This window comes from Streptomyces hundungensis (assembly GCF_003627815.1).
GTDB lineage: Bacteria > Actinomycetota > Actinomycetes > Streptomycetales > Streptomycetaceae > Streptomyces > Streptomyces hundungensis_A.
In genome coordinates, this window is record NZ_CP032698.1 from 4,475,607 (window position 1) to 4,496,894 (window position 21,288).

The 21,288-nt window shown below is 72.2% G+C and carries 20 protein-coding genes and 1 pseudogene; 11 read left to right on the forward strand and 10 right to left on the reverse strand.

Annotated features, from left to right (window positions below; all coding sequences use genetic code 11):
• Positions 1–104: 104 nt before the first annotated feature.
• The 3 genes from DWB77_RS19965 to DWB77_RS19975 all read right to left on the reverse strand — a co-directional run bounded on the left by DWB77_RS19965 (position 105) and on the right by DWB77_RS19975 (position 3,742).
• A complete protein-coding gene (locus DWB77_RS19965) occupies positions 105–1,091 on the reverse strand; it encodes a hypothetical protein (protein ID WP_120722536.1) in 987 nt (328 codons plus the stop codon).
• A gap of 14 nt (positions 1,092–1,105) precedes the next feature.
• Positions 1,106–2,593: an APC family permease gene (locus DWB77_RS19970; protein ID WP_120722537.1), complete on the reverse strand. Its 1,488-nt coding sequence runs from the start codon at positions 2,591–2,593 to the stop codon at positions 1,106–1,108.
• A 204-nt stretch (positions 2,594–2,797) separates the two neighbouring features.
• Entirely contained in the window at positions 2,798–3,742 is a 945-nt protein-coding gene (locus DWB77_RS19975) for a LysR family transcriptional regulator (RefSeq protein ID WP_120722538.1), read from the reverse strand.
• A 215-nt stretch (positions 3,743–3,957) separates the two neighbouring features.
• Here DWB77_RS19975 and snpA point away from each other — a divergent pair, with 215 nt between their 5' ends.
• Together snpA and DWB77_RS19985 are read left to right on the forward strand one after the other, a co-directional pair.
• Complete coding sequence (snpA, locus tag DWB77_RS19980; RefSeq protein ID WP_120722539.1) at positions 3,958–4,614, forward strand: snapalysin; 657 nt, start codon at positions 3,958–3,960, stop codon at positions 4,612–4,614.
• Positions 4,615–4,691: 77 nt separating this feature from the next.
• A complete protein-coding gene (locus DWB77_RS19985) occupies positions 4,692–4,850 on the forward strand; it encodes a hypothetical protein (protein ID WP_342777979.1) in 159 nt (52 codons plus the stop codon).
• A 472-nt stretch (positions 4,851–5,322) separates the two neighbouring features.
• Here the strand turns inward: DWB77_RS19985 and DWB77_RS19990 are convergent.
• Together DWB77_RS19990 and DWB77_RS19995 are read right to left on the reverse strand one after the other, a co-directional pair.
• Positions 5,323–7,280, reverse strand: a pseudogene (locus DWB77_RS19990) (FUSC family protein).
• A 195-nt stretch (positions 7,281–7,475) separates the two neighbouring features.
• Complete coding sequence (locus DWB77_RS19995) at positions 7,476–7,814, reverse strand: hypothetical protein (protein WP_120722541.1); 339 nt, start codon at positions 7,812–7,814, stop codon at positions 7,476–7,478.
• Positions 7,815–7,932: 118 nt separating this feature from the next.
• Here DWB77_RS19995 and DWB77_RS20000 point away from each other — a divergent pair, with 118 nt between their 5' ends.
• From DWB77_RS20000 to DWB77_RS20020, 5 genes are all read left to right on the forward strand, one after another.
• Positions 7,933–8,331, forward strand: a complete 399-nt coding sequence (locus tag DWB77_RS20000; protein WP_120722542.1) for a hypothetical protein — start codon at positions 7,933–7,935, stop codon at positions 8,329–8,331.
• Between the two features lie 283 nt (positions 8,332–8,614).
• A complete protein-coding gene (trpS, locus tag DWB77_RS20005) occupies positions 8,615–9,691 on the forward strand; it encodes a tryptophan--tRNA ligase (RefSeq protein ID WP_120722543.1) in 1,077 nt (358 codons plus the stop codon).
• 177 nt (positions 9,692–9,868) lie between these two features.
• Complete coding sequence (locus DWB77_RS20010) at positions 9,869–10,528, forward strand: lytic transglycosylase domain-containing protein (protein ID WP_246033575.1); 660 nt, start codon at positions 9,869–9,871, stop codon at positions 10,526–10,528.
• Positions 10,529–10,656: 128 nt separating this feature from the next.
• Positions 10,657–12,285, forward strand: coding sequence for an MFS transporter (locus DWB77_RS20015; RefSeq protein ID WP_246033576.1), 1,629 nt, complete (start codon positions 10,657–10,659; stop codon positions 12,283–12,285).
• A gap of 156 nt (positions 12,286–12,441) precedes the next feature.
• Complete coding sequence (locus DWB77_RS20020) at positions 12,442–12,909, forward strand: hypothetical protein (protein WP_120722545.1); 468 nt, start codon at positions 12,442–12,444, stop codon at positions 12,907–12,909.
• Positions 12,910–12,919: 10 nt separating this feature from the next.
• On the opposite strand, the gene DWB77_RS37900 is transcribed toward DWB77_RS20020, so the two are convergent.
• From DWB77_RS37900 to DWB77_RS20030, 3 genes are all read right to left on the reverse strand, one after another.
• The gene (locus DWB77_RS37900; RefSeq protein ID WP_162952570.1) at positions 12,920–13,075 is read right to left on the reverse strand and encodes a hypothetical protein; all 156 of its coding nucleotides are present in this window, start codon (positions 13,073–13,075) and stop codon (positions 12,920–12,922) included.
• Positions 13,076–13,180: 105 nt separating this feature from the next.
• Positions 13,181–13,444 carry a DUF397 domain-containing protein gene (locus tag DWB77_RS20025; RefSeq protein ID WP_120722546.1) on the reverse strand — a complete coding sequence of 88 codons (264 nt, stop codon included), beginning with the start codon at positions 13,442–13,444 and terminating at the stop codon, positions 13,181–13,183.
• A complete protein-coding gene (locus DWB77_RS20030) occupies positions 13,441–14,271 on the reverse strand; it encodes a helix-turn-helix domain-containing protein (protein WP_120722547.1) in 831 nt (276 codons plus the stop codon). Before DWB77_RS20030 ends, DWB77_RS20025 begins: the two co-directional genes overlap by 4 nt.
• Before the next feature lie 168 nt (positions 14,272–14,439).
• On the opposite strand from DWB77_RS20030, the gene DWB77_RS20035 reads away from it, so the two are divergent.
• Complete coding sequence (locus tag DWB77_RS20035) at positions 14,440–16,377, forward strand: APC family permease (RefSeq protein ID WP_120722549.1); 1,938 nt, start codon at positions 14,440–14,442, stop codon at positions 16,375–16,377.
• Positions 16,378–16,668: 291 nt separating this feature from the next.
• Entirely contained in the window at positions 16,669–17,010 is a 342-nt protein-coding gene (locus tag DWB77_RS20040; protein WP_162952571.1) for a hypothetical protein, read from the forward strand.
• Positions 17,011–17,017: 7 nt separating this feature from the next.
• Here DWB77_RS20040 and DWB77_RS20045 read toward each other — a convergent pair whose 3' ends face one another.
• Together DWB77_RS20045 and DWB77_RS20050 are read right to left on the reverse strand one after the other, a co-directional pair.
• Positions 17,018–17,911: a lytic polysaccharide monooxygenase auxiliary activity family 9 protein gene (locus DWB77_RS20045; RefSeq protein ID WP_120722551.1), complete on the reverse strand. Its 894-nt coding sequence runs from the start codon at positions 17,909–17,911 to the stop codon at positions 17,018–17,020.
• Between the two features lie 132 nt (positions 17,912–18,043).
• Positions 18,044–18,466, reverse strand: coding sequence for a hypothetical protein (locus tag DWB77_RS20050; RefSeq protein WP_162952572.1), 423 nt, complete (start codon positions 18,464–18,466; stop codon positions 18,044–18,046).
• A gap of 365 nt (positions 18,467–18,831) precedes the next feature.
• On the opposite strand from DWB77_RS20050, the gene cbiE reads away from it, so the two are divergent.
• Together cbiE and cobM are read left to right on the forward strand one after the other, a co-directional pair.
• A complete protein-coding gene (gene cbiE / locus DWB77_RS20055) occupies positions 18,832–20,088 on the forward strand; it encodes a precorrin-6y C5,15-methyltransferase (decarboxylating) subunit CbiE (protein WP_120722553.1) in 1,257 nt (418 codons plus the stop codon).
• Positions 20,085–20,828 (forward strand): precorrin-4 C(11)-methyltransferase, encoded by a 744-nt coding sequence (cobM, locus tag DWB77_RS20060; protein WP_120722554.1) that lies wholly within the window; start codon positions 20,085–20,087, stop codon positions 20,826–20,828. The genes cbiE and cobM overlap by 4 nt, the downstream gene beginning before the upstream one ends.
• The last annotated feature ends 460 nt before the right edge of the window (positions 20,829–21,288 follow it).

The window sequence follows — 21,288 nt, forward strand, 5'->3', positions numbered from 1 at the left end:
TGCGATAAGTACCGCACTGCGCCACAGATCCGGGAGGAGACCCCTGGCCAGCGCAGACACGTAAGGTTAGCGACCCCGTGGGGGGTTTCCCGGAAAGGGGCGGGTCAAGTCCGCCGGGGGCTCCGGTCGCCGGCCCGGCCGCGCCAGCGCAGGATCTGCTGGGCGGGGTCGCCGGTGTACACCCAGGGTACGGTCGCGACGCGCTCCCCGAGCAGTCCGACCAGCGCCCCCGCCTCGGGGGCGAGGCCCGCACAACTGGCCGCGTGCGCAAGGTAGTTGAGTTCTGCGGCCTCCTCGGCGCGGGCCGGGCCCGGGGGGCGTCCGCCGAGCCAGCGGTCGTAGGTGCGGTGCAGTTCGGTCACGGCGAGTTCATGGGTCCAGTGCTGTCCGAAGCCCCGCACCGGCCGCCCCTTCGCCGCGTCGGACACATAGCGGTACTCCTCCACCCGGGCGATCTGCACCAGTACGGGCAGCGGGGAGCCGGCCGGTGCCGCGCCCGCCGCGTCCCGCGCGAAGTCGTACATCGACCCGTGCGTGCCGTGCCAGCGCGCCGAGAAGTAGCGCAGCATCTGTATGTGCCCTTCGAGGTGGTACGGGTCGCGCCGGCGCAGCTCGTCCCACCAGGTGCGCAGTTCGCGCCGGGCCACTCCGCCCTCGTACAGCCGCACCACGGTGAGCAGGGAGGCCCAGGGGGTGGGGTCGGTGGGGTGGGTGGCGGCGGCGCGGAGGCAGGCCCTGACGGCGGCGTCGACGCGGTCGCGGGGGGTCCCGGCGCCGCGTCCGGCCGCGATGGCGCCGTTGAAGACGCGGGTGACCTCGGTCGCGGCCCGCAGGACCGCCGCGTCCGGGCTGTTCGGCTCGGCGGCCCGCCAGGCCTCGACGACGGACGAGCCCGCGGCGGCGCCTGCCACGGCCCGGACGCGGTGGGAGCGCAGCGGCCAGTTCTCGCCGGTGGCGCGCAGCAGATCGCGGACGCCCTGCCAGCGGCCGATGGCGATGTCGTGCCGGGCCACGGTGAGCGCGCGGTCGCCGAGGTCGGGGTCGAACCGGGGGGCCGCCCTGCGGTCGGAGCGGCGGCGCAGTGCTGCCATGCGCGGACCGCCTCTCAGAAGTCGGTGGGGTGGCCGGCGTTGACGTAACCGGAACTGCGCGTCGGTGTGTTGGGGCGGCCGGCGCCGGCGTCGAAGGAGCGGGTGGCGTCGAGGCGGGCGGGGCGGTAGTAGGCGCTGCCCCGGCGCCAGTACCAGAGCATGGGGACGAGTCCGGCGAGCAGGCTGCCGATGCCGAGGGTGAGGGCGGCCGCGCTGAGCCGGGTGAGCGAGGCCGCGAAGACGCAGAACATGAAGAGCGAGCCGAGCAGCGGCCAGACCCCGCCGAGCAGGAAGGAGGCGACGGACTCGGTGAGCGTCTTGCGGTAGGCGACGACCGCGGCGAGTCCGGCCAGACCGTAGTAGAGGGTGGTCTGGAGGCCGATGGCGGCGAGCGCGTCGGACATGATGTCCCGCACGGAGCCGAGCGCGTTGGAGGCGACGAACAACAGCAGCGCCACCGCTCCGACGACGACGATCGCCACCCACGGGGTGTTCCACCGCCGGTGCACGGTGCCGAGGGCGCCCGGCATCGTACGGTCGCGGCCCATCGCGAACAGGGACCGGGTGACCTGGATGAGGGTGGTCTCCAGGGTGGCGATGGTGGACAGGACCACGGCGAGCACCATGAGCTTGCCGCCGACGCCCGGCCAGATCCGGGCGCCGAGCAGGGCGAGCACATTGGACTGGCCGGATTCGATCTCGTCGCTGGTGAGCAGGGCGTTCATGGCGATGGTGAAGGCGAGGAAGAGGGCGAAGACGACGCCGACGCCGACCAGCGCGGCGAGCCCCGCGGTGCGCCGGCTGTCGCGGGTCTCCTCGCTGAGGTTGCTGGTGACGTCCCAGCCCCAGTAGTAGAACGCGGCGATCAGGGTGCCCACGGCGAATCCGGAGACCCCGTCGAAGTGTCCGAAGCCGAGCCACCCCCAGGAGAAGGGGACGACCCCGTCGCCCTCGGCGAGGTGGGCGAGCGCGGCGACGGAGAAACCGCCGAGGATCGCCAACTCCACGCCTGAGACGATGAGTTGGGCCCTGGCCGAAAGGCGGGCGCCGCCGAGCACCACGGCCAGCATCAGCAGGAACCAGCCGGCGCCGGTGGCGGTGGCGAGGGCGGTGTCGTGGGCGAGCGCGGGGTCGAAGAGGCCCAGGGTGAGCTGACCGGCGGGCAGCGATCCGGCCACCATGAACAAGGTGGCGGCGACGACGAGCGCCCACCCGCTGAGGAAGCCCAGAAAGGGGTGCAGCGTGCGCCCCACCCAGGAGTAGGCGGCGCCCGCGTTGACGTCGATCCGGCCCAGCCGCCCGAAGGCGAGCACGATGCCGAGCATGGGCAGCGCGCAGTAGAGCAGCGCCGCCGGGCTGGCTAGCCCGGCCGCCCCCACCAGCACGGAGGAGGTGGCGGCCAGCGAATAGGCGGGGGCGCTTCCCGCGATGGCCATGACAACGGTGTCGAACGTGGACAGCGCGTCGGACTGAAGCCCTCGGCCCCCGGTGGTGGTACGCATGGCCCGAACATCCTTTGACGGCACGACATATGGCGGTATGTCAAAGACTCCGGGCGGCGCCGTACCGCACCTGCGACAACCCGGAGTCGACCGCATCGTAATCGCCGACTCGCCGATCCAGACCGCCGGAGAGCGTAATTCCGTTTCCAGTTTTCGGACGCTCCCGTGCCGCCGGGGTACGCCCCCCGTGTCCGCCGCCCGGCGCTACCGGCGGCCCCGCTCCTCCAGCCAGTCCCGGTACGCGGGCGAGTGCGAGGCCGCCTCCCAGTACGACGCCTCCAAGTCGGCGCCCGCACCGGCCAGTTCGCCCCGGTATTCACCGCTGCGTACCGCGAGGAAGAGGCGTACGCCCAGAGGGTCGTTCCGCAGGGGGCGGACGGCGAGGTCGGGGCGGGGGCGTGAGGTGGGCTGGCACAGGGTGACGACTTCACCGGTGGCGACCAGGCCCGCCGCCGTCAGATAGTCGCCGTGCAGAACGCGCGGGTTGAGGCCCGCCGCGTTGAGGACGCGGCGCAGGCCCTCCCACTCGCCGTCCACGCTCGGGTCGACCATCCACTGATCGGCGGCCAGGTCGGCCAGGTCCACGACCGGATGGCGGGCCGCGGGATGCTCGACGGCCAGGCACACGAACTGCGGCTCGCGCTCGACGAGGGTACGGATGTCGAGGCCGGGCGGCACCCGCAGCGGACAGCCCTCCACCTCGTGCACGAAGGCCATGTCGAGCTCGCCGGACGCCACCCGGCGCAGCAGCGCGGTGGCCGAAACCGCCACTTGGAGCTCCGTCTCGGTGGAGGGCAGGCGCTCGCGCAGCCGGCGCAGCCAGCCCGGGATGGCGCGGCTCGCGGTGGAGCCGATGCGCAGCCGCTCGCCCCCCGTGGTGCGGGCGGCCGCGGCCCGGGTCTCGGTGACCAGCGCGCTCAGCGAGGCGAGCAGCGGGCGGGCCCGGCCGACCACGCCCTGGCCCAGTGCCGTGGGCACACAGCCGGTGCGCTCGCGGGTGAAGAGGCGTCCGCCCAAGGTGTTCTCGATGCGCCGCAGTTGGGTGGTCAGGGCGGGCTGGCTGGTGCCGAGTGCCCGTGCGGCGCCGTGCAGACTGCCGGCGTCGGCGATGGCACACACCACCCGCAGATGTCTCACCTCCAGGTCCATGCGGCAGACGTTAGGCCGCGTCGGGGCATCGCACCAGATGGCCAAAACCACTCTGATACACGGGAGTTATCGCAGATCGGCATCATTCCCGTGCGCCGCTTCGGCCCCCACAATCACCGGGACGACAACGCTGTCGCGTCGTCACGCAGTACCCCCCCACCCGTGCCCGGCCCACCCAGCCGGACGCGGATCCCCCCGACGATAGGTAACCCCCCATGAGACACCCCCGTACCTTCGCCGTGTCCGCAGCCCTGGGCCTGGCCCTCGCCGGCTTCGGCGCGATCCCCGCCACCGCCGCCGCCCCGGCCGCCGCCCCCGCCGCCGGCTCCACCGCGCACTACACCGCCGCCGGGAAGCACACCGCCGCCAACGACCGGGCGTTCTACGACGCCGTCATGAAGTCGGTCGCCAAGAAGCGTGCCGCCAATCCGCTGGCGGCCTCCGTGACCGTGTACTACAGCGCCTCCAACGCGCCGAGCTTCCGCTCCCAGATATCGCAGTCCGCGCAGATCTGGAACTCCTCGGTGCAGAACGTCCGCCTCGCCGAGAGCAGCTCCGGCGCGGACTTCCAGTACTACGAGGGCAACGACCCGCAGAACGGTTCGTACGCCTCGACCGACGGGCACGGCAACGGCTACATCTTCCTCGACTACGGCCAGAACCAGCAGTACTACTCGGTGCGGGTCGTCGCGCACGAGACCGGGCACGTGCTCGGGCTTCCCGACCACTACTCGGGGCCGTGCAGTGAGCTGATGTCCGGCGGCGGGCCGGGCACGTCGTGCCGCAACGCGTACCCGAACAGCACGGAGAAGTCCCGCGTGAACAGCCTGTGGCGCAACGGGCTCGCCTCCGCGTTCAAGCCGGCGGCGTAAGCCTCTGGCAGCATGGGGGGATGGCCAGCGTCTCTCCTCGTCGTTCTTGCCCGTCCTGCGGTCGTGAGGTTGCCGTGGTGGCGGGCAAGTTCGTGCGCCACGATCCGCGTACGTGGGAGGGGGGTGAGCTGGCGCTCTGCCCCGGCTCCAAGCGGCGGGCGCCCCTGGACGCCACGCACCCCACCCTGGCCGCCTTCCCCCACCCGCCCTCCCCGGGCCAACTCCCCTTGTTCTAGGCCCCCTGGGGCTCCGCCCCAGCCCCCAGGCACGTCGCCCACCCACCCGCCCGTGCAGCGCGTTGAAGGGTTCGGCCCCTGGGGCTCCGCCCCAGACCCCGACGCGTTTGCCCACCCGCCCGCCCGTAGGCGCAGGGTTGGATGGCCCGGGCCTCCTGGGGCTCTGCCCCAGACCCCGTTCGCGCCTTAAGGGCGCTCGTCCTCAATCGCCGGACGGGCTGAGGTGCTGGCCAGCACCGAGCATTTAAGGGGCGCGGGGAACTGCGCGCCCAGCCACGCACGACCCGCAGACGAAAACGGGTTTAGGGGCGCGGGGAACTGCGCGAGAAGCGGGCACGGTCCGCAGGTTCGAGAGGGTTTAGGGGCGCGGGGAACTGCGCGCCCAGCCACGCACGGCCCGCAGACGAAAACGGGTTTTTTGGGGGCGCGGGGAACTGCGCAAAAAGTGGGCCCGGTTCGTGGTGGCGGGGGGCTAGGGGCGCGGGGAGGTGATGGTTCGGGCGGCCAGGACCTCCTGGCGGAGGGGGCGAGGACCCCCTCCGCGTCGCCCGAGAGGCGCACCCGAACCGCCACCAGGTTCTCGCTCCGCCGCAACCCCCGAGCCAATTCGCGGAGCTGCTCCGCGACCTCCCGTACCTCCCCCGCCGCAGGCCAAGCCGCTCCGTGGTTGACCCGGACCCGCGCCGCCGTCGTCGCGTCCACGATGCGTTCGACGGCGACGACCAGCGGCCACCACGCGGCGGCCCGCGGCCCGGTGGGCGGGGGCTCGGTCAGGGCCCGCTGGAACTCGCTGCGTACCGTCGACAGGTCGCGGTACAACCGGCGCCGCCGACGCGCCCGTTCGGCCCGGTCGTCCTCGGAGCCGAACGCGTAGTCCACGTAGTCCGCCGTCGCCGCCACCGCGTCCGCGAGCCGGGTTCCGATGCGGGTGTGCCAGCTTTCGGGCCACAGCAGATAGCCCGCGACGAGTGCGATCGCGCAGCCGATGAGGCTGTCCCACAGGCGCGGCATGACCAGTTCGAAGCCCTGGTGGTTGAGGACGTCGGAGAGCAGCAGGATCACGGGGGTGATGGCGGCGGTCTGGAAGGCGTACCCCTTCGCGGAGAAGGCGGGGATGAGGGCGGCGAGCAGCAGCAGCACCGGCACGTCCCACCAGCCGCGCGGCACCTCCGCGAGGACGGCGGCGGCGATGAGGAGGCCGCCCGCGGTGCCGACCGCCCGCATCAGGGCGCGGGCGAAGACCGAGCCGAAGTCGGGCTTGAGGACGAAGACGATGGTGAGCGCGACCCAGTACGAGCGCTCCACCGGAACCACCGACACCAGCACCTGCGCGAGCCCGATGCAGAGCGCGAGGCGCAGTCCGTAGCGCCAGGAGGCGCCGGAGAGCAGGACGTTGCGGGTGGCGCGGCGCAGCCGGATGCGCAGGGCGGCGGGCCGGCCGAGGCGGTCGTCGATGTTGGTCTGGTCGGGGTCGGGGTGGTGCACCACGGTGAAGGCGTGCCGCAGCGCGATGTCCAGGGCGCGCTCGGCGGGGGTGGTGGGCGCGGGCAGCTCGGGGTCGACGGGTGCGGTGCTGCCCGCGTCGACCGCGTCCGCCAACTGCCGTACGGCAGCCGGGATTTGGGGGTCCACGCCCCAGCCGCGCAGATGCACCGCGGGGGCCGCTTCCACGAGCGGGATCAGCGCGTTGAGCTGGGCCAGCAGCCGCACCAGCTCACCGCGTCTGCCGTGTTCGCGGGCGCGCCGGCCGAGGATCAGGTCGTAGGTGGTGTTGAGGGAGTGCGTGAGGTCCTGGCGCCGGGTGTCGTACGCCTCGGTCGCGGCGGCCTCGATGGCTTCGGCGGCGGCGCGGTAGCTCCCGGCGACGGCGGCCCGTTCGGGTTCGGTGCGCCGCAGCGGCCAGCCGAGCAGGCTCAGGAGCAGCACGAACAGGCCGCCGAGCGCCAGCAGGAGCGGGCCCTTCCACCAGGGGCCCGGCATGGGCAGGCCCGCGCCGACGACGGCGTTCAGGAGGAGCAGCAGCCCCGACACCGAGGCGACCGCGCCGATCGAGGAGATCATCCCGGAGGCCAGCGCGACCAGGGTCAGGGCGGCCACCGCGAGCCAGCCGTGCCCGAAGACGAGGCTGCCGACGGTCACACCGAGCGCGCCGAACAGCTGCGGTACGGCGATGTTGTAGATCCGCATGCGGTACGCGTCGGCCGTGTCGCCGATGACTCCGCTGAGCGCGCCCATGGAGGCCAGCGCGCCGTACGCGCTCTGCCCGGTGGCCAGACCCACGGCCAGCGGTGCGGCCAGGGCGATCCCCGCGCGGGCGACGGCCGGCCAGGGGATCGGCGCGGGAGTCGGCCGCAGCCCCCCGATGAGCCACTCCGGTGGCACGAGACGGCCCTGCCGCGTGCTGCCCTCCGCCCGCTTCTGATCAGCCATGAGCACACAACACCGCAGAAAGATCACTTGGCGCAAACGGGACGGTCACGATCACGGTCACGGGGACGGTTGAAAGCGCAAAAGTTGTCCACAGGCTGTGGATAAAATCTTCGGTTCTGATCACTTGGGTTACTTGGGGCGCCGCGACCGCCTCGCATCCTCCCGCAAGGAAGGCCGCCCACCCGGCACGGTTGCTCATCGGTCGCGCCGCGTCGCCGACCGCCCCGCCAGCCACGCCCCCAGGGCGAGCGCGAGGCCGAAGGCGAGGACGGCCCAGGCCGCTGTGGTGAGGGCGTCGGTGAGCGTGTCGTAGACCGCCCCCGCCGCCGAGGGGTCCGCGTCCGGGGGGAGCCCGTCGAGCGTGCGGGACCTGCCGACGGCGACCACCACCCGCACCACCGCCGCGCCGACCGCGAGCCCGATCCCCGCCCCCGCGACGGCCCCCGCCCCGACGGGGGCGCGGCGGCGTACCGCGACGAGCGGGACCAGGGCGGCCGCCACGACGACCAGCACCGTCGACCAGAAGCTGCGCACCCGTCCACGACATCCCGGGTTGCCCATCGGCGCGCGCGGGTGTGCGCTGGATGGGGGACGCACCCGTGCCCGGGCAGGCGGAACACCCGTGTTCCGGGCGAGCCAAAGGAGTGCCGCCATGGCCACACACGCTTCGGTACCCGTCACGAGCCGCAGCGCGGCTCCGCACCACCTGAGCAGGGCCGTCCTCGCGGTCCCCGTCGTCCTGGGTGTGGTGTACGGCTTCTACGCCGCCGCCATCCTGCGCGGCGGCGGCGCGGTCACGGGCGGCCAGATCGTCCTCGGCGTCGTGTCGGGCGCGGCCGTGATGGTCCTGGGCCTGTGCCTTCTGCGCTTCCAGTCCGCCCTGCCCCGCGAGCTGCGCGCGACGGCGTACGCCACGCTGTTCGGCGGCGGGATGGGCTTCCTGTACAGCCTGGCCGGCCACAGCGTGCTGAGGTCGTCGGGGATCGGGGCGGTGCTCGGGGGCGGGATGTTCCTGGTGGCGTTCTACGTGTTCTACACGCACGAGGACTGACGGCGGCGGGGCCGGGGCGCCCTGGGTGTCCGCGAAACCCTGGGCCCCGGACCCCTCCCCGGGCTACAGTGAAGCCATGTCGTCCGCACCGCAGCACCGCTCTTCGCTCTGCTGGTGGCGCTCCTCCTAGGAGCGGCCACGACTTCCACGCGCGACATCGCCGACGGGCCGTTCGAACCACGGACGGCCCCTTTTTGTTGCCCCCGCCCTCGCTGGGTCCCGCAGTGGGCGCCGTCCAGGCCCGTTCCCCCACTGCCCTGCCACGGCCCACGAGGAGCCCACGATGACCACCGCATCCACGACCGCGACGGCAACCACGACCGCAACCACGACCGCGACCGCAACCACGACCGCGACCACCCCCGCCCCCACCCACGCTCGGGGCACGGATCGCGTCCTGACCGGTGACCGCCCCACGGGACCCCTGCACCTGGGCCACTACTTCGGCACGCTCCACAACCGGGTCCGGCTCCAGAACGAGGGCGTGGACCTCTTCCTGGTGATCCCGGACTACCAGGTGCTCACCGACCGCGACGTGGCCGAGCGCCTCTCGGACCACGTGGAGGGCCTGGTCCTCGACTACCTGGGCGCGGGCGTCGACCCGTCCCGCGCGACGGTGTTCACGCACAGCGCCGTCCCGGCCCTCAACCAGCTGCTGCTGCCGTTCCTGAGTCTGGTGTCGGTCGCCGAGCTGGGTCGCAACCCCACGGTGAAGGACGAGATCGCGCACTCGCGCCAGTCGGCCGTCTCCGGCCTGATGTACACCTACCCGGCCCACCAGGCCGCCGACATCCTGTTCTGCAAGGCGAACCTCGTCCCGGTCGGCAAGGACCAGGAGCCGCACCTGGAGTTGACCCGCACCATCGCGCGCCGCTTCAACGAGCGCTACGGCCCGGTCTTCCCCGAGCCGCGCACCCTGCTCTCCGAGGCCCCGCTGCTGCTCGGCACCGACGGCACCAAGATGAGCAAGAGCCGCAACAACTCCCTTGCGCTGAAGGCGAGTTCGGACGAGACGGCACGTCTGATCCGGGGCGCGAAGACGGATGCGACCCGGCTGATCGCCTACGACCCCGAGCACCGCCCCGAGGTGAGCAACCTGGTGCTGCTGACCGCGCTGTGCGAGGGCCGTGACCCGCACGAGGTGGCCGCCGACATCGGCGACGGCGGCGCGTCCGCACTGAAGGCCGCCGCCACCGAGGCCGTCAACACCTACTTCGCTCCGCTGCGGGCCAGGCGCGCCGAGTACGCCCAGGACATGGGCTACGTAAGGGAGTTGCTCCGGGCGGGCAACGCGAAGGCGAACGAGGTCGCCGAGGCGACGCTGGCCGAGGTGAGGGAGGCGATGGGCATGTTCCGCTAGGCCCGCCCTCCGTCCTGCCCTTCCGCCCCGCCCCCATCGCCCCGTCCCGCACCGCACCCGCCCCCATCGCCCCGCACCTTCCTAGACTGGGCCGTTCCCGGACCGGGTGCGACGGACCCGGTCCCGACGGACGGCGGGGCGGCGATGGCTGGGCAGCGCGGGCGGGGTGTGCGGAACGTGCGGGGGTGGTGGCTGGTGCTGCCGGTCGCCGCGCTGCTGGTGTCCGGGTGTACGGGGGGCTCGGGGGCAGGGGCGGAATCGGGGTCGGGCTCCGGGAGTGCGACGGGCAAGCCGTCGGCGGGGGCGTCCGCGTCCGCCGGGGTCTCGCCCGGCCCGTCGGCGTCGGCCGGCGCCTACGATCCCGCCACCTACGCGCCGCAGGTGCGCACGTACGCCAAGAAGGCGGGCGTCAGCGCGCAGCTGCTCATGGCCGTGCTCTACAACGAGGACTACAAGCCGCACGACCCGGCCTTCGAGCGGAGCTGGCAGAAGTACAAGCCGGACGCCGCGTTCGGCATCGCCAACATGCACCGGGCCGCCTTCGACCAGACCAAGCGCGGTCGCCCCTTCGCCGCGCGCAAGTGGGAGGAGCTGCCCGACGACCGTGCGCTGGCCGTGGAGGCGGCGGCCTGGTATCTGCACGACATGTCCGCGCAGCTGCCCGCGCACTGGGCCGGCGGGTACTCCCGCGACGAGTTGATGGCGCTCGGTTACAACGCGGGCGGCGGCAACATGGCGGCGTTCGCGCGCGGCGCCAAGCCGGGCAGCCAGGCCTCGGACTATCTGACCCGGCTGCGGGACAACTGGAAGAAGGCCGGGGCCGCCGTCGCCGGATGAGCCCCGAGCCACCCTCGCCGGGCGAGCCCGGGCGGCCCACCCCTCACTCGCGTGGCGGAACCGCTGTGCCTCACTTAGCGTGAGGAAGGGGCGATCACCAACGGGAGATCACCGAGGGAGACCGGCACATGGGCCGTCACACCAAGGACTCTGTCGAGGTCGGACGCGCCGAGCGCATAGCCGCCGCGTCCGACGGGCTTGCCGCCGACGGGCAGCCCCCACCGTCGACCGGCGCGCACCCGGCCGCCCCGCCGCCGCCCGCCGCGTACACCGGCGAGGGCGGCCCGCCGCCGCAGGCGCCGCACACCGGGGCCCGGCACGAGCACCGCTGGCTGGTGCTCGGCGTGATCGCGCTGGCCCAGCTCATGGTCGTCCTGGACGCGACCATCGTGAACATCGCGCTGCCCTCCGCCCAGCAGGACCTCGGCTTCTCCGACGGCAACCGCCAGTGGATCGTCACCGCGTACGCGCTCGCCTTCGGCTCGCTGCTCCTGCTCGGCGGCCGGATCGCCGACCTCGTCGGACGCAAGGTCGTCTTCCTGATCGGCCTCGTCGGCTTCGCCGTCGCCTCCGCGATCGGCGGGGCCGCCCCCAACTTCGAGGTGCTGGTCACCGCCCGCGCCCTCCAGGGCGTCTTCGGCGCGCTGCTCGCGCCCGCCGCGCTCTCGCTCCTGACGACGACCTTCACCGACCCCAAGGAACGCGCCAAGGCCTTCGGCATCTACGGCGCGGTCGCCGGTACGGGCGGCGCGGTGGGACTGCTGCTCGGCGGCATCCTCACCGAGTATCTCGACTGGCGCTGGTGCCTGTACGTCAACCTCCTCTTCGCCGCGCTCGCCTTCCTCGGCGCGCTGCGCCTGCTGCACCCCGGAGCCCCCAGCGACCGGCCCAAGCTCGACATCCCCGGCACGGTGCTGGTGTCCGCCGGACTGTTCTGCATCGTGTACGGGTTCTCCAACGCCGAGACGCACGCCTGGAGTTCGCCCAAGACCTGGGGATTCCTGGTGGTCGGCGGCGTCCTGCTGATCGCGTTCGCCTGGTGGCAGACCAGGGCCAAGCATCCGCTGCTGCCGCTGCGCGTCGTCCTCGACCGGGACCGGGGCGCGTCCTACCTCGCCATGTTCATCTCCGGCGCGGGCATGTTCGGCGTGTTCCTGTTCCTGACGTACTACCTCCAGCAGATCCTGCACTACACCCCGGTCAAGACCGGACTCGCCTTCCTGCCCATGGTGTTCGCGATGATCGTGAGTTCCGTCGTCGCGCAGAACAAGCTGGTGCCACGCCTCGGCGCGAAGCCGATCGTGCCGCTCGGCATGGGACTTGGCGCGGCCGGGCTCGCCTGGATGACCGCCCTGGACGCGACGAGCGGGTACGCCGGGCATGTGCTGCCCCCGCTGCTCGTGATGGGCGTCGGCATGGGCCTGATCTTCGCGCCCGCGATGAGCATGGCCACGGCGGGCGTCGCCGCGCACGACGCGGGTGTCGCCTCCGCGATGGTCAACACCAGCCAGCAGGTGGGCGGTTCGATCGGTACGGCCCTGCTCAACACGCTCGCCACCAGCGCCGCCACCAGCTATCTGGTGGGCCGCCAACCCACCCCCGGCGCCAGAGTCCAGGCCCAGCTCCAGAGTTACTCCACGGCGTACTGGTGGTCGGCCGCCTTCTTCGCGCTCGGCCTGGTCGTGTCGGTGATCCTCTACCGCAAGGGCCCGCCGAGGCAGGCGGTCGGCCCCACCGAAGGCCCCGTCCACATGTGAACGCACCCCTCGACGCCCCTCGACGCGCGGCGGCAATGACATTTGTCCTGCGGCACTCAGGACGCTTCACTCTGCCGCCGCCCCCGCCCCCCACGGGAGTATCAGTGATGTCGGCAAGGGCCGACGGGTCACTGGGAACAAGGTGAGGGGAACGCCATGAGCGCCACGGTCGCGATGGAGATGCCGGTTCAGGTCGTCGAGGGCCCGGCCAAGGCCACGAATGCCACCGAGATGCCGGTCCTGGGCCTGCCCACCTGGTACTTCCCGCTCGTCGGCCTCTTCGCCGGCCTCTTCGACATGGCCCCGGCCTACCCGGCCCTCTACGCCCTGATCCCGGTCGTCGCCGTCGTCCAGATCGTGCTCGCCTTCACCGTCCTGCGGCCCCGCATCCGCGCGATGAAGGCCCTGTGGAAGAACAAGCGCACCCGCTTCCTCGCCATCGGCCTCGTCGCGGTCCGCTTCGTCATCCGCTACGGCCTCGGCATGGCCGGCCTCGCCCTCGGCGCCGCCACCGGGCACCTCGTCCTCGGCATCGTCATGGCCGCCGTCGGCACCGCGATGGCCTGGGGCGACCAGTGGCTCATCCTGCGCACCCTGCGCCGCGCCCAGGCCCCGACCGTCTGACCTCGCCGAACTACCCCTTCGGCGCCAGGATGCCCCGGTTCTCCAGGAACATCAGGACGTGACCGCACTCCCGGCAGGCCGACGCCATCACATAGCTCTTGCTCGCGAACATCTTCTCCGGACGGTAGAACTTCGCGATGAGGTGCGCGGTCGCGGCATTGGTCATACGCAGTTCGACCGTCTCAAGTCCCCCTTCACACAGAGGACATGACGCCGGTACCACCGGTGGAAGCTGCGGGATCGCCATGGCCAGATCCTATGTACGGGCCCTTCAGACCCCCTTGACCGCCCCCACGAACCGCGTCCACGCGGTGGCGTCCACCAGCAGTACGGGCCCGCTCGGGACCTTGCTGTCCCTCACGGGGACGACGTCCCCGAACCCGTCGGCGACCTCGACGCAGTCCCCGCCTTCGTCATTGCTGTACGACGACTTACGCCACGCACCTTCCGCCACTTCCAGGCAGTCGCCGCCCTCCGCGTTGCTGTACGAGGACTTCCGCCAGCGGGCAGCGGCCAGGGAGCGCGTTATGTTCATGGTGCGTAGTCCTCCATCGCCGCCTGGATCATGGCCAGGGACGCCGTCGGCGACAGTGCGACGGCCCTGGCGAGATCGTAGGTCTTGATGTAACTCGCTACCAGGGCCGGGGTGTCCAGCAGCTGGCCCGAACGAGCCGCCTCCAGGTAGATGACTGGCGGGGCATCGACGAAGGTCATCACCTTGACCGAGCTGTGCATCAGCGGGAGCACCCCGGCCTCGCTGGGCAGCACCTGCACCACGATGCGTCCCGCTTGCGCCAACTCGCCTATGTGAGCCAGTTGTTCGCGCATCACGCCGGGATCACCTACGCGGATCCGCAGAGCGGCCTCGTGCAGGATGCACCAGAGCTCAGGCGCCTCCGGCCCATCGAGCAGCTTGGCCCGTTCCTTGCGGGTCGACACGTTCCGCTCCACGTCCTCGTCGGTGGCGAACGGGCGGCCCGCCCGCGTCAGGGCACGGGTGTATGCAGCGGTTTGCAGCAGCCCCGGCACCACCATGGGCGTCCAGTGGAAGATGGCGGAGGCCATGGACTCAAGCTCGGCCGCAAGCTGGAAGTACTCCGCATGTTGCGACGCCTGCTCCATCGCCTCGCACATCCGGGTCAGGATGCCGTCCGTGTGCAGCGCCGCATCGAGGAGCTTGGCCATCTCCTTCGTCGGGCGCCGGGTCGCGGACTCCATCTGACCGATATACGTACCCGAGCAGAAGACGAGCGCGCCCAGCTCCTCCTGGGAGAGCCCGGCCGCTTCGCGATGGCGGCGCAGCTCCGTGCCGTAGAAGGCGCGGGGTGAGTCCCACGGGTTGAGGTCCTTGGGTCGCGTCATGAGCAACTCCCTTGTGCGCCAACGTCGTTGTCGGAACGGGACGTACCGGGGCCGAGCCTAGCTGCGCACGGTGACCTTGCGCGTACGGAACGTGAAATCGGCGCGGCCGGTGACGGACCGGTGCGGCAAACAGCCACGTATGCGACGTTATGGATAGTTTCCCGGGTCATGGGAGTTTCGAGTTCCGTGAAGCGGATGCTGGTCGGACGGCCGCTGGACACCAGTCGGCTGGGGGAGACGCTGCTGCCCAAGCGGCTCGCGCTGCCGATCTTCTGTAGCGACCCGCTGTCCTCGGTCGCGTACGCCACGGAGGAGATCCTGCTGATCCTCGCGCTGGGCGGGGTCGGTCTGCTGCATCTGGCCTGGTACGCGGCGGCGGCCATCGTCTTCCTGCTGGTGGTGGTGATCGCCTCGTACCGGCAGACCTGTCACGCCTACCCGGGGGGTGGCGGCGCCTATGTGGTCAGCGCCGAGAACCTGGGGCCGACCGCCGCGCTCACCGCCGCCAGCGCGCTGCTGGTGGACTACGTCCTGACCGTCGCGGTGTCGGTGGTGTCCGGTGTCGCGGCCATCACCTCGGCGGTGCCGTCGCTCGCACCCCACCAAGTCGCCCTGTCCGTGTGCTTCGTGGTGCTGCTGACCGTGATGAACCTGCGGGGGGTGCGCGAGTCGGGGCGGATCTTCGCCATCCCCACGTACGGGTTCGTGTGCGTCATCTACCTGATGTTCGCGTTCGCCGCCGTACGGCTCGCGACCGGCGCGACCATCCGCGCCGAATCCGCCGACCTGCCCCTGCACGCGACCGGGACGTACGCGGGGATCGCGGTGGTGCTGCTCGCGCTGCGTGCCTTCGCGTCGGGGTGTACGGCCCTGACGGGCGTGGAGGCGATCAGCAACGGCGTACCGGCCTTTCAGAAGCCCAAGAGCCGCAACGCCGCCAACACGCTGGCCGCGATGGGGCTGCTGTCGGTGACGATGTTCGTCGGGATCACTGCGCTCGCGATGACCTACCGGGTCCATGTGGCAGCCGTTCCAACGCAGTTGGGGCTTCCGGCCGGCGCGACGCCGTCCACCGCGCTCGCGCAGATCGCCCGCGCCACCTTCGGCAACGCGGACCTGCTCTTCTATCTGGTGCAGGCGTTCACGGCGGGGGTGCTGGTGCTCGCGGCCAACACCGCGTTCAACGGGTTCCCGATGCTCGCCTCGATCCTCGCGCGTGACCGGTACGCGCCGCGTCAGCTCTACAACCGGGGCGACCGGCTCGTCTACTCCAACGGGGTCGTGCTGCTGGCGCTCGCCGCGGTCGCGCTGATCGTGGCGTTCGACGCGCAACTGACGCGGCTGATCCAGCTGTACATCATCGGCGTCTTCGTCTCGTTCACGCTGTCCCAGGCGGGCATGGTCAAGCACTGGCGCAAGGTGCTCGCGACGCCCGAGGGGCGGGACGACCGGCGGCGCATCCACCGCTCGCTCGCGATCAACGCGGTGGGGGCGACGCTGACCGGGCTCGTCCTCGTCATCGTGCTGATCACCAAGTTCACGCACGGCGCGTGGCTGGTGGTCATCGCGATGCCGGTGCTGTTCTTCGGCATGAAGGGGGTACGGCGCCACTACGACCAGGTGGCTCGGGAGATCGCCGTGGGCCCGGACGCCAGGCCGCCGCGGCCCTCGCGCCATCACGCCTTCGTCCTGGTCTCCCGTGTGCAGGCGCCCACGCTGAAGGCGATCGGCTTCGCGCAGGCGCTGCGGCCGGACACCCTGACCGCGCTCACAGTCGCCGCGGACGAGGACGCGGAGGGGTTGCGAGAGCAGTGGACGGCGTACGACCTGGGGGTGCCGCTGACGATCATCGACTCGCCGTACCGGGAGGTTGTCGGGCCGGTCCTGGCGCATGTGAGGGAGACGGCGGAGGCGGATTCGGGGGCGATGGTGTCGGTGGTGATCCCCGAGTACATCGTGGGGCGGTGGTGGGAGGTGCCGCTGCACAACCAGAATGCGTTGCGGCTCAAGGCGCGGTTGTTGTTCATGCCCGGGGTGACGGTGATCGACGTCCCCTACCGCCTGCGCTCCGCCCGGCAGCCCGTCCTCAATCGCCGGACGGGCTGAGGTGCTGGCCGGCGCCGAGCAGTTAGGGGCGCGGGGAACTGCGCGAGAAGGGGGCACGGTCCGCAGCCAAAAGCCCCTGGGGCTCCGCCCCAGACCCCGTTCGCGCCTTAAGGGCGCTCGTCCTCAATCGCCGGACAGGCTGAGGTGCGGGCCAGAGCCGAGTAGCTAGGGGCGCGGGGAACTGCGCGACCAGCCACGCACGGCCCGCAGCGTGGGCGGGGTTGGGGGTCGCTCGGGGGGGGTGGGTATCGGCCATGGCTCTGGCTGGGTAGCCAGTTCCTGTGGTACGCCATGCGGACCTTCGAGAGGAAGACCGATGCAGTGCACGAACTGCGGACAACAGATGACGAAGACACAGGACGGCTGGTGGATCTGCTACCCCTGCGGGACTTCCCAGCCTGCGTAGACGCGGTTGACCCGGCCTGCCCCCGGTGTGCGGCTGATCTCACCCGGGCACGCGGCGACTGGCGCGCGTGTCCCGGGTGCGAGTACGAGATGGACGCCGACGCCGTCCGCCTCTATCAGCTCCTGTCGGCCGCGTACGAAGCACAACCGAAAGAGTTCTTCGCCTGGGTGGAGCGCCGGAGGGACAGGCTCCGGCACGAGGAACCGATCTGGCAACGGCGGCGGTGACCCCCGCTCAGCCGCGGCGGCGGCGCAGGAGCAGGAAGCCGCCGCCCGCGACGCTCGCGGTGGAGGCGGCGGCCAGGGCCTGGGGACCGGCCGAGTGGTCCGAGCCGGAACCGGAACCGGAACCGGAGTCGGAGCCGGCTCCGGAGGAGGCGGGGGCGGTGGGGGCCGTCGGGTCGCCGCCGTGGCCGTGGTGGCTGACCGTGGAGCGGCCGGCCCCCGCGGCCATCTTCTGCTCGGTGGGCGCCGCCGCCGCGGCCTTGGCGCCGCCGCCGTACACCACGTCCGAGCAGCTGTAGAACGCCTCCGGGCTGTCGTTGCGCTGCCAGACCTTGTAGATGATGTGGCGCCCGGTGCGGGTGGGCAGCGTACCGGTGAAGTTGTAGTAGCCGTCCGTCGCGGTTCGGGGGGTCTGGTAGACGGCGACGGGCGTGGAGTCCAGGTCGGACCACTTCAGCGGCTTCGTCGGGTCGAAGCCGTCCTTGGTGATGTACAACGTCATCGTGCCCGAATGGGCCGCCGTGGCACGGAACTTGAAGGCGAAGGGGCCCGCCGAGACGCTGGTGGACGGCCAGTCGGTACGGGCCCAGTCCAGCGCCCGGTACTTGTCCCGGTTCGCCGAGCAGAGCTTGCCGTCGGGGATGAGCTGGCGGGACTGGCCGTTGGCGTTGGCGATGTTCACCTCGTTCCAGTCGTAGAGCGGCTGGGTGCCCGAGTCCGCGACGAGGTCCTTGCACACCTGCGACACCGGATGCTCGGGGCCCTCGGCGAAACAGGCGGCGATCCGGCTGACCGGATTGAACACGGCGCCGTGCGCGGAGGCGGCGCCGGGGGTGACGGCGAGGAGCGTAAGGGAGGCGGCGGCGAGGGTGGTCACGGTCGCTGCGGTGCGGCGGGGCGACATGGGGGGCTCCTTGGGTGGGAGGACGGGGAGGGGGCGGGGGCGGGCCCGGGCATGACGGTGTCCATGCCCAAGTGGCCGCGCCTGAGCGGTAGTTGGCAGACTGGCATTGGTCTGGACCAAGTGGCAAGAGGTCTACGCCAACCCGGCGAGGGGGCGGTCGTCGGCCGGACGGGTCCACCAGGCGGCCTCGCCATGGGTCAGCCCCGGCAGCCGCCGCTCGATTCCCGCCACCCGACGGGCCGCGACCGTGCCGCACAGCCGCCAGCTCCCGCCCGTGGCCGCACGCCCGCCCTCCTCGATGAGCGCGCCGAGCGCCGTGAGCTGCCGGGTCACGGACGCGAGGCTGGCGACCGGAACCTCCAACTCGAAGGCCTGGTACGGCTCGTAAAGCAGCGTCCCGGCTTCCCGCAACGCCAGGTCCAGGACGATCCGGGTGAGGGCGCGGAAGTCGCCCGCCGTGCTGAGAATGCTGTTGAAACCCGAGCGCACCAGGGTGACCGCGCAGTCGGCGACGGCCCAGCCCCGGGGGCCGCCCGCGCGCAGCGCCTCGTACACGCTCTCCTCCCTGGGGCTCCGCCCCAGCCCCCGAGCCCCTTTGCCCACCCACCCGCCCGTAGGCGCAGGGTCGGATGGTCCGGGCCTTCCTGGGGCTCCGCCCCAGACCCCGTTCGCGCCTTAAGGGCGCTCGTCCTCAATCGCCGGACGGGCTGTAGGTGCCCCAGCACCGAGCAGTTAAGGGGCGCGGGGAACTGCGCGAGACGCGGGCACGGTTCGCGCATGGCCGGGGTTTAGGGGGCGTGGGGAGTTGTGGGAAGAGGGTGGTGGACCCGGGAGGGGTGGGGAGGCGGGGGGACAGTACAGTGCGGGGGGCGGGGGGAAAATGGACCCGCGCACCGATCGCATTCCGAGGTACGCCCACCGTGAACCCCACCCCCCCAACCGTCACCGTCGTCGGACTCGGGGCCGACGGGTGGACCGGCCTCACCCCGGCCGCACGGCACGCCCTCACCGCCGCCGGCGTGATCCTCGGCGGCCCCCGCCAGCTCGCGCTGCTCCCCCCGGAGTGCGAGGGCGAACGCATCGCCTGGCCCACACCGCTGCGACCCGCCGTACCGGGGCTGCTCAAGGCCCACGCCGGCCACCGCATCGCCGTGCTGGCCAGCGGCGACCCCATGTTCTACGGCATCGGACGCACCCTCACCGAGGTGCTCGGCGCCCCGCCCCGCATCCTCCCCCACCCCTCCTCCGTCGCGTACGCCTGCGCCCGGCTCGGCTGGGCCGTCGAGGACGTCGAGGTGGTCACCGTCGTCGGGCGGCCGCTCGCCCGTGTCGCCGCCGCGCTCCACGACGGGCGCCGTCTGATCGTGCTGAGCGCCGGCGCCGACACCCCGCGCGACCTCGCGGCCCTGCTGCGCGAGCGCGGGTTCGGGCCCAGTTGCCTGCGGGTGCTCGAACAGCTCGGGTCGGGGGAGGAGAACGAAGTCGCGGGGACCGCCGATGGTTGGGGGGCCGCCCCCGGCGATCCCCTCAACGTCGTCGCCGTCGACTGCCGGCGCGCCCCCGACGCCCTCCGTCTCGGCGCCGTACCGGGACTGCCCGACACGGCGTACGAGCACGACGGACAGCTCACCAAGCGGCACATCCGCGCCGCCACCCTCGGCGCGCTCGCGCCCGCGCCCGGCGAACTGCTCTGGGACATCGGCGGCGGGTCGGGGTCGATCGCCGTGGAGTGGATGCGTACGCATCCCTCGTGCCAGGCCTTCACCGTCGAGCGGGACCCGGTGCGCGCCGAGCGCATCGCGCGCAACGCGGACCGGCTCGGCGTGCCCGGGCTGCGGGTCGTCACCGGTGCCGCGCCCGCCGCGCTCGCCCAACTCACCACGCCCGACGCCGTGTTCATCGGCGGCGGACTCACCGCGCCCGGGCTGCTCGACGCCTGCTGGGACGCGCTGCCGGCCGGGGGACGGCTCGTCGCCAACACCGTCACCCTGGAGTCGGAGGCGCTGCTCGCCGACTGGTACCGGCGCCACGGCGGCGAACTCGTCCGGCTCACGGTCGCGCACGCCGTGCCGGTCGGCACCTTCACGGGCTGGCGCCAGGCCATGCCGGTCACCCAGTGGGCGGTCGTCAAGGGCGGCCCCCTCAACCCCAACTCCCCTTCAGGAGACGCCATATGACCGTGTACTTCATCGGTGCGGGGCCCGGCGCCGCCGACCTGATCACGGTGCGCGGCGCCCGTACGCTCGCCTCCTGCCAGGTGTGTCTGTACGCGGGCAGCCTCGTGCCGCGTGAACTCCTCGCGGAGTGCCCCGAGGGGGCCCGGCTGGTCGACACCGCGCAGCTCAACCTGGATGAGATCACCGGGGAGTTGGTACGTGCCCACGAGGCCGGGCTGGACGTGGCGCGGCTGCACTCCGGTGACCCGTCGGTGTTCAGCGCCGTCGCCGAGCAGATGCGGCGGCTCGACGCGGCGGGGGTGCCCTACGAGGTGGTGCCGGGGGTGCCCGCGTTCGCCGCGGCCGCGGCGGCCCTCAAGCGGGAGCTCACCGTGCCCACGGTCGGGCAGACCGTCATCCTGACCCGTGTCGCGCAGCGGGCCACGGCGATGCCCGAGGGCGAGGACCTCGCGACGCTCGGGCGCAGCGGGGCGCTGCTCGTCCTGCACCTTGCGGCGGGGTATGTCGACCGGGTCGTGGAGGAGCTGCTCCCGCACTACGGTGCCGACTGCCCTGCGGCTGTCGTGGCCTTCGCCTCCCGTCCCGAGGAGCTGATCCTGCGCGGCACGTTGTCCGACATCGCGGGGCAGGTGAAGGGGGCGGGGGTGGTGCGGACGGCGGTCATTCTGGTGGGCCGTACGCTCGGGGCGGCCGGGTTCCGGGACAGCCATTTGTACTCGGCGGAGCGGCACCGCTGCTAGGGGCTGCGCCGCAGGTGGCTGGTTGCGCAGTTCCCCGCGCCCCTGAACCCCCTCGGCGCGCGCGGACCGTGCCCGCTTCTCGCGCAGTTCCTCGCGCCCCTAAAAGCCCTTCGCTCTGCGGGCCGTGCTCGCCCCTGAAAACCCGCTTTCGCCTGCGGGCCGTAGGTGGCTGGTCGCGCAGTTCCCCGCGCCCCTAACTACTCGGTGCTGGCCGGCATCGGCCACCTCAGCCCGTCCGGCGATTGAGGACGAGCGCCCTTAAGGCGCGAACGGGGTCTGGGGCGGAGCCCCAGGGGCCGAGCCTTTCAACGCGCTGCACGGGCGGGTGGGTGGGCGAGGTGCCTGGGGTCTGGGGCGGAGCCCCAGGGGGCCCGGGACCGACCAACCCCCGGCACGGCGGGTGGGTGGGCGAGCGCGGCGGGGTTTGGGGCGGAGCCCCGGGCAGGGGTGGGGCCGGGCA

Excerpts from the sequence above, each read along its gene's own strand:
- DWB77_RS19965 (WP_120722536.1), bottom strand. The coding sequence starts at position 1,091 with ATGGCAGCACTGCGCCGCCGCTCCGACCGCAGGGCGGCCCCCCGGTTC.
- DWB77_RS19970 (WP_120722537.1), bottom strand. The coding sequence starts at position 2,593 with ATGCGTACCACCACCGGGGGCCGAGGGCTTCAGTCCGACGCGCTGTCC.
- DWB77_RS19975 (WP_120722538.1), bottom strand. The coding sequence starts at position 3,742 with ATGGACCTGGAGGTGAGACATCTGCGGGTGGTGTGTGCCATCGCCGAC.
- snpA (WP_120722539.1), top strand. The coding sequence starts at position 3,958 with ATGAGACACCCCCGTACCTTCGCCGTGTCCGCAGCCCTGGGCCTGGCC.
- DWB77_RS20000 (WP_120722542.1), top strand. The coding sequence starts at position 7,933 with ATGGCCACACACGCTTCGGTACCCGTCACGAGCCGCAGCGCGGCTCCG.
- trpS (WP_120722543.1), top strand. The coding sequence starts at position 8,615 with ATGACCACCGCATCCACGACCGCGACGGCAACCACGACCGCAACCACG.
- DWB77_RS20015 (WP_246033576.1), top strand. The coding sequence starts at position 10,657 with ATGGGCCGTCACACCAAGGACTCTGTCGAGGTCGGACGCGCCGAGCGC.
- DWB77_RS20020 (WP_120722545.1), top strand. The coding sequence starts at position 12,442 with ATGAGCGCCACGGTCGCGATGGAGATGCCGGTTCAGGTCGTCGAGGGC.
- DWB77_RS37900 (WP_162952570.1), bottom strand. The coding sequence starts at position 13,075 with ATGACCAATGCCGCGACCGCGCACCTCATCGCGAAGTTCTACCGTCCG.
- DWB77_RS20025 (WP_120722546.1), bottom strand. The coding sequence starts at position 13,444 with ATGAACATAACGCGCTCCCTGGCCGCTGCCCGCTGGCGGAAGTCCTCG.
- DWB77_RS20030 (WP_120722547.1), bottom strand. The coding sequence starts at position 14,271 with ATGACGCGACCCAAGGACCTCAACCCGTGGGACTCACCCCGCGCCTTC.
- DWB77_RS20035 (WP_120722549.1), top strand. The coding sequence starts at position 14,440 with ATGGGAGTTTCGAGTTCCGTGAAGCGGATGCTGGTCGGACGGCCGCTG.
- DWB77_RS20040 (WP_162952571.1), top strand. The coding sequence starts at position 16,669 with ATGCGGACCTTCGAGAGGAAGACCGATGCAGTGCACGAACTGCGGACA.
- DWB77_RS20045 (WP_120722551.1), bottom strand. The coding sequence starts at position 17,911 with ATGTCGCCCCGCCGCACCGCAGCGACCGTGACCACCCTCGCCGCCGCC.
- cobM (WP_120722554.1), top strand. The coding sequence starts at position 20,085 with ATGACCGTGTACTTCATCGGTGCGGGGCCCGGCGCCGCCGACCTGATC.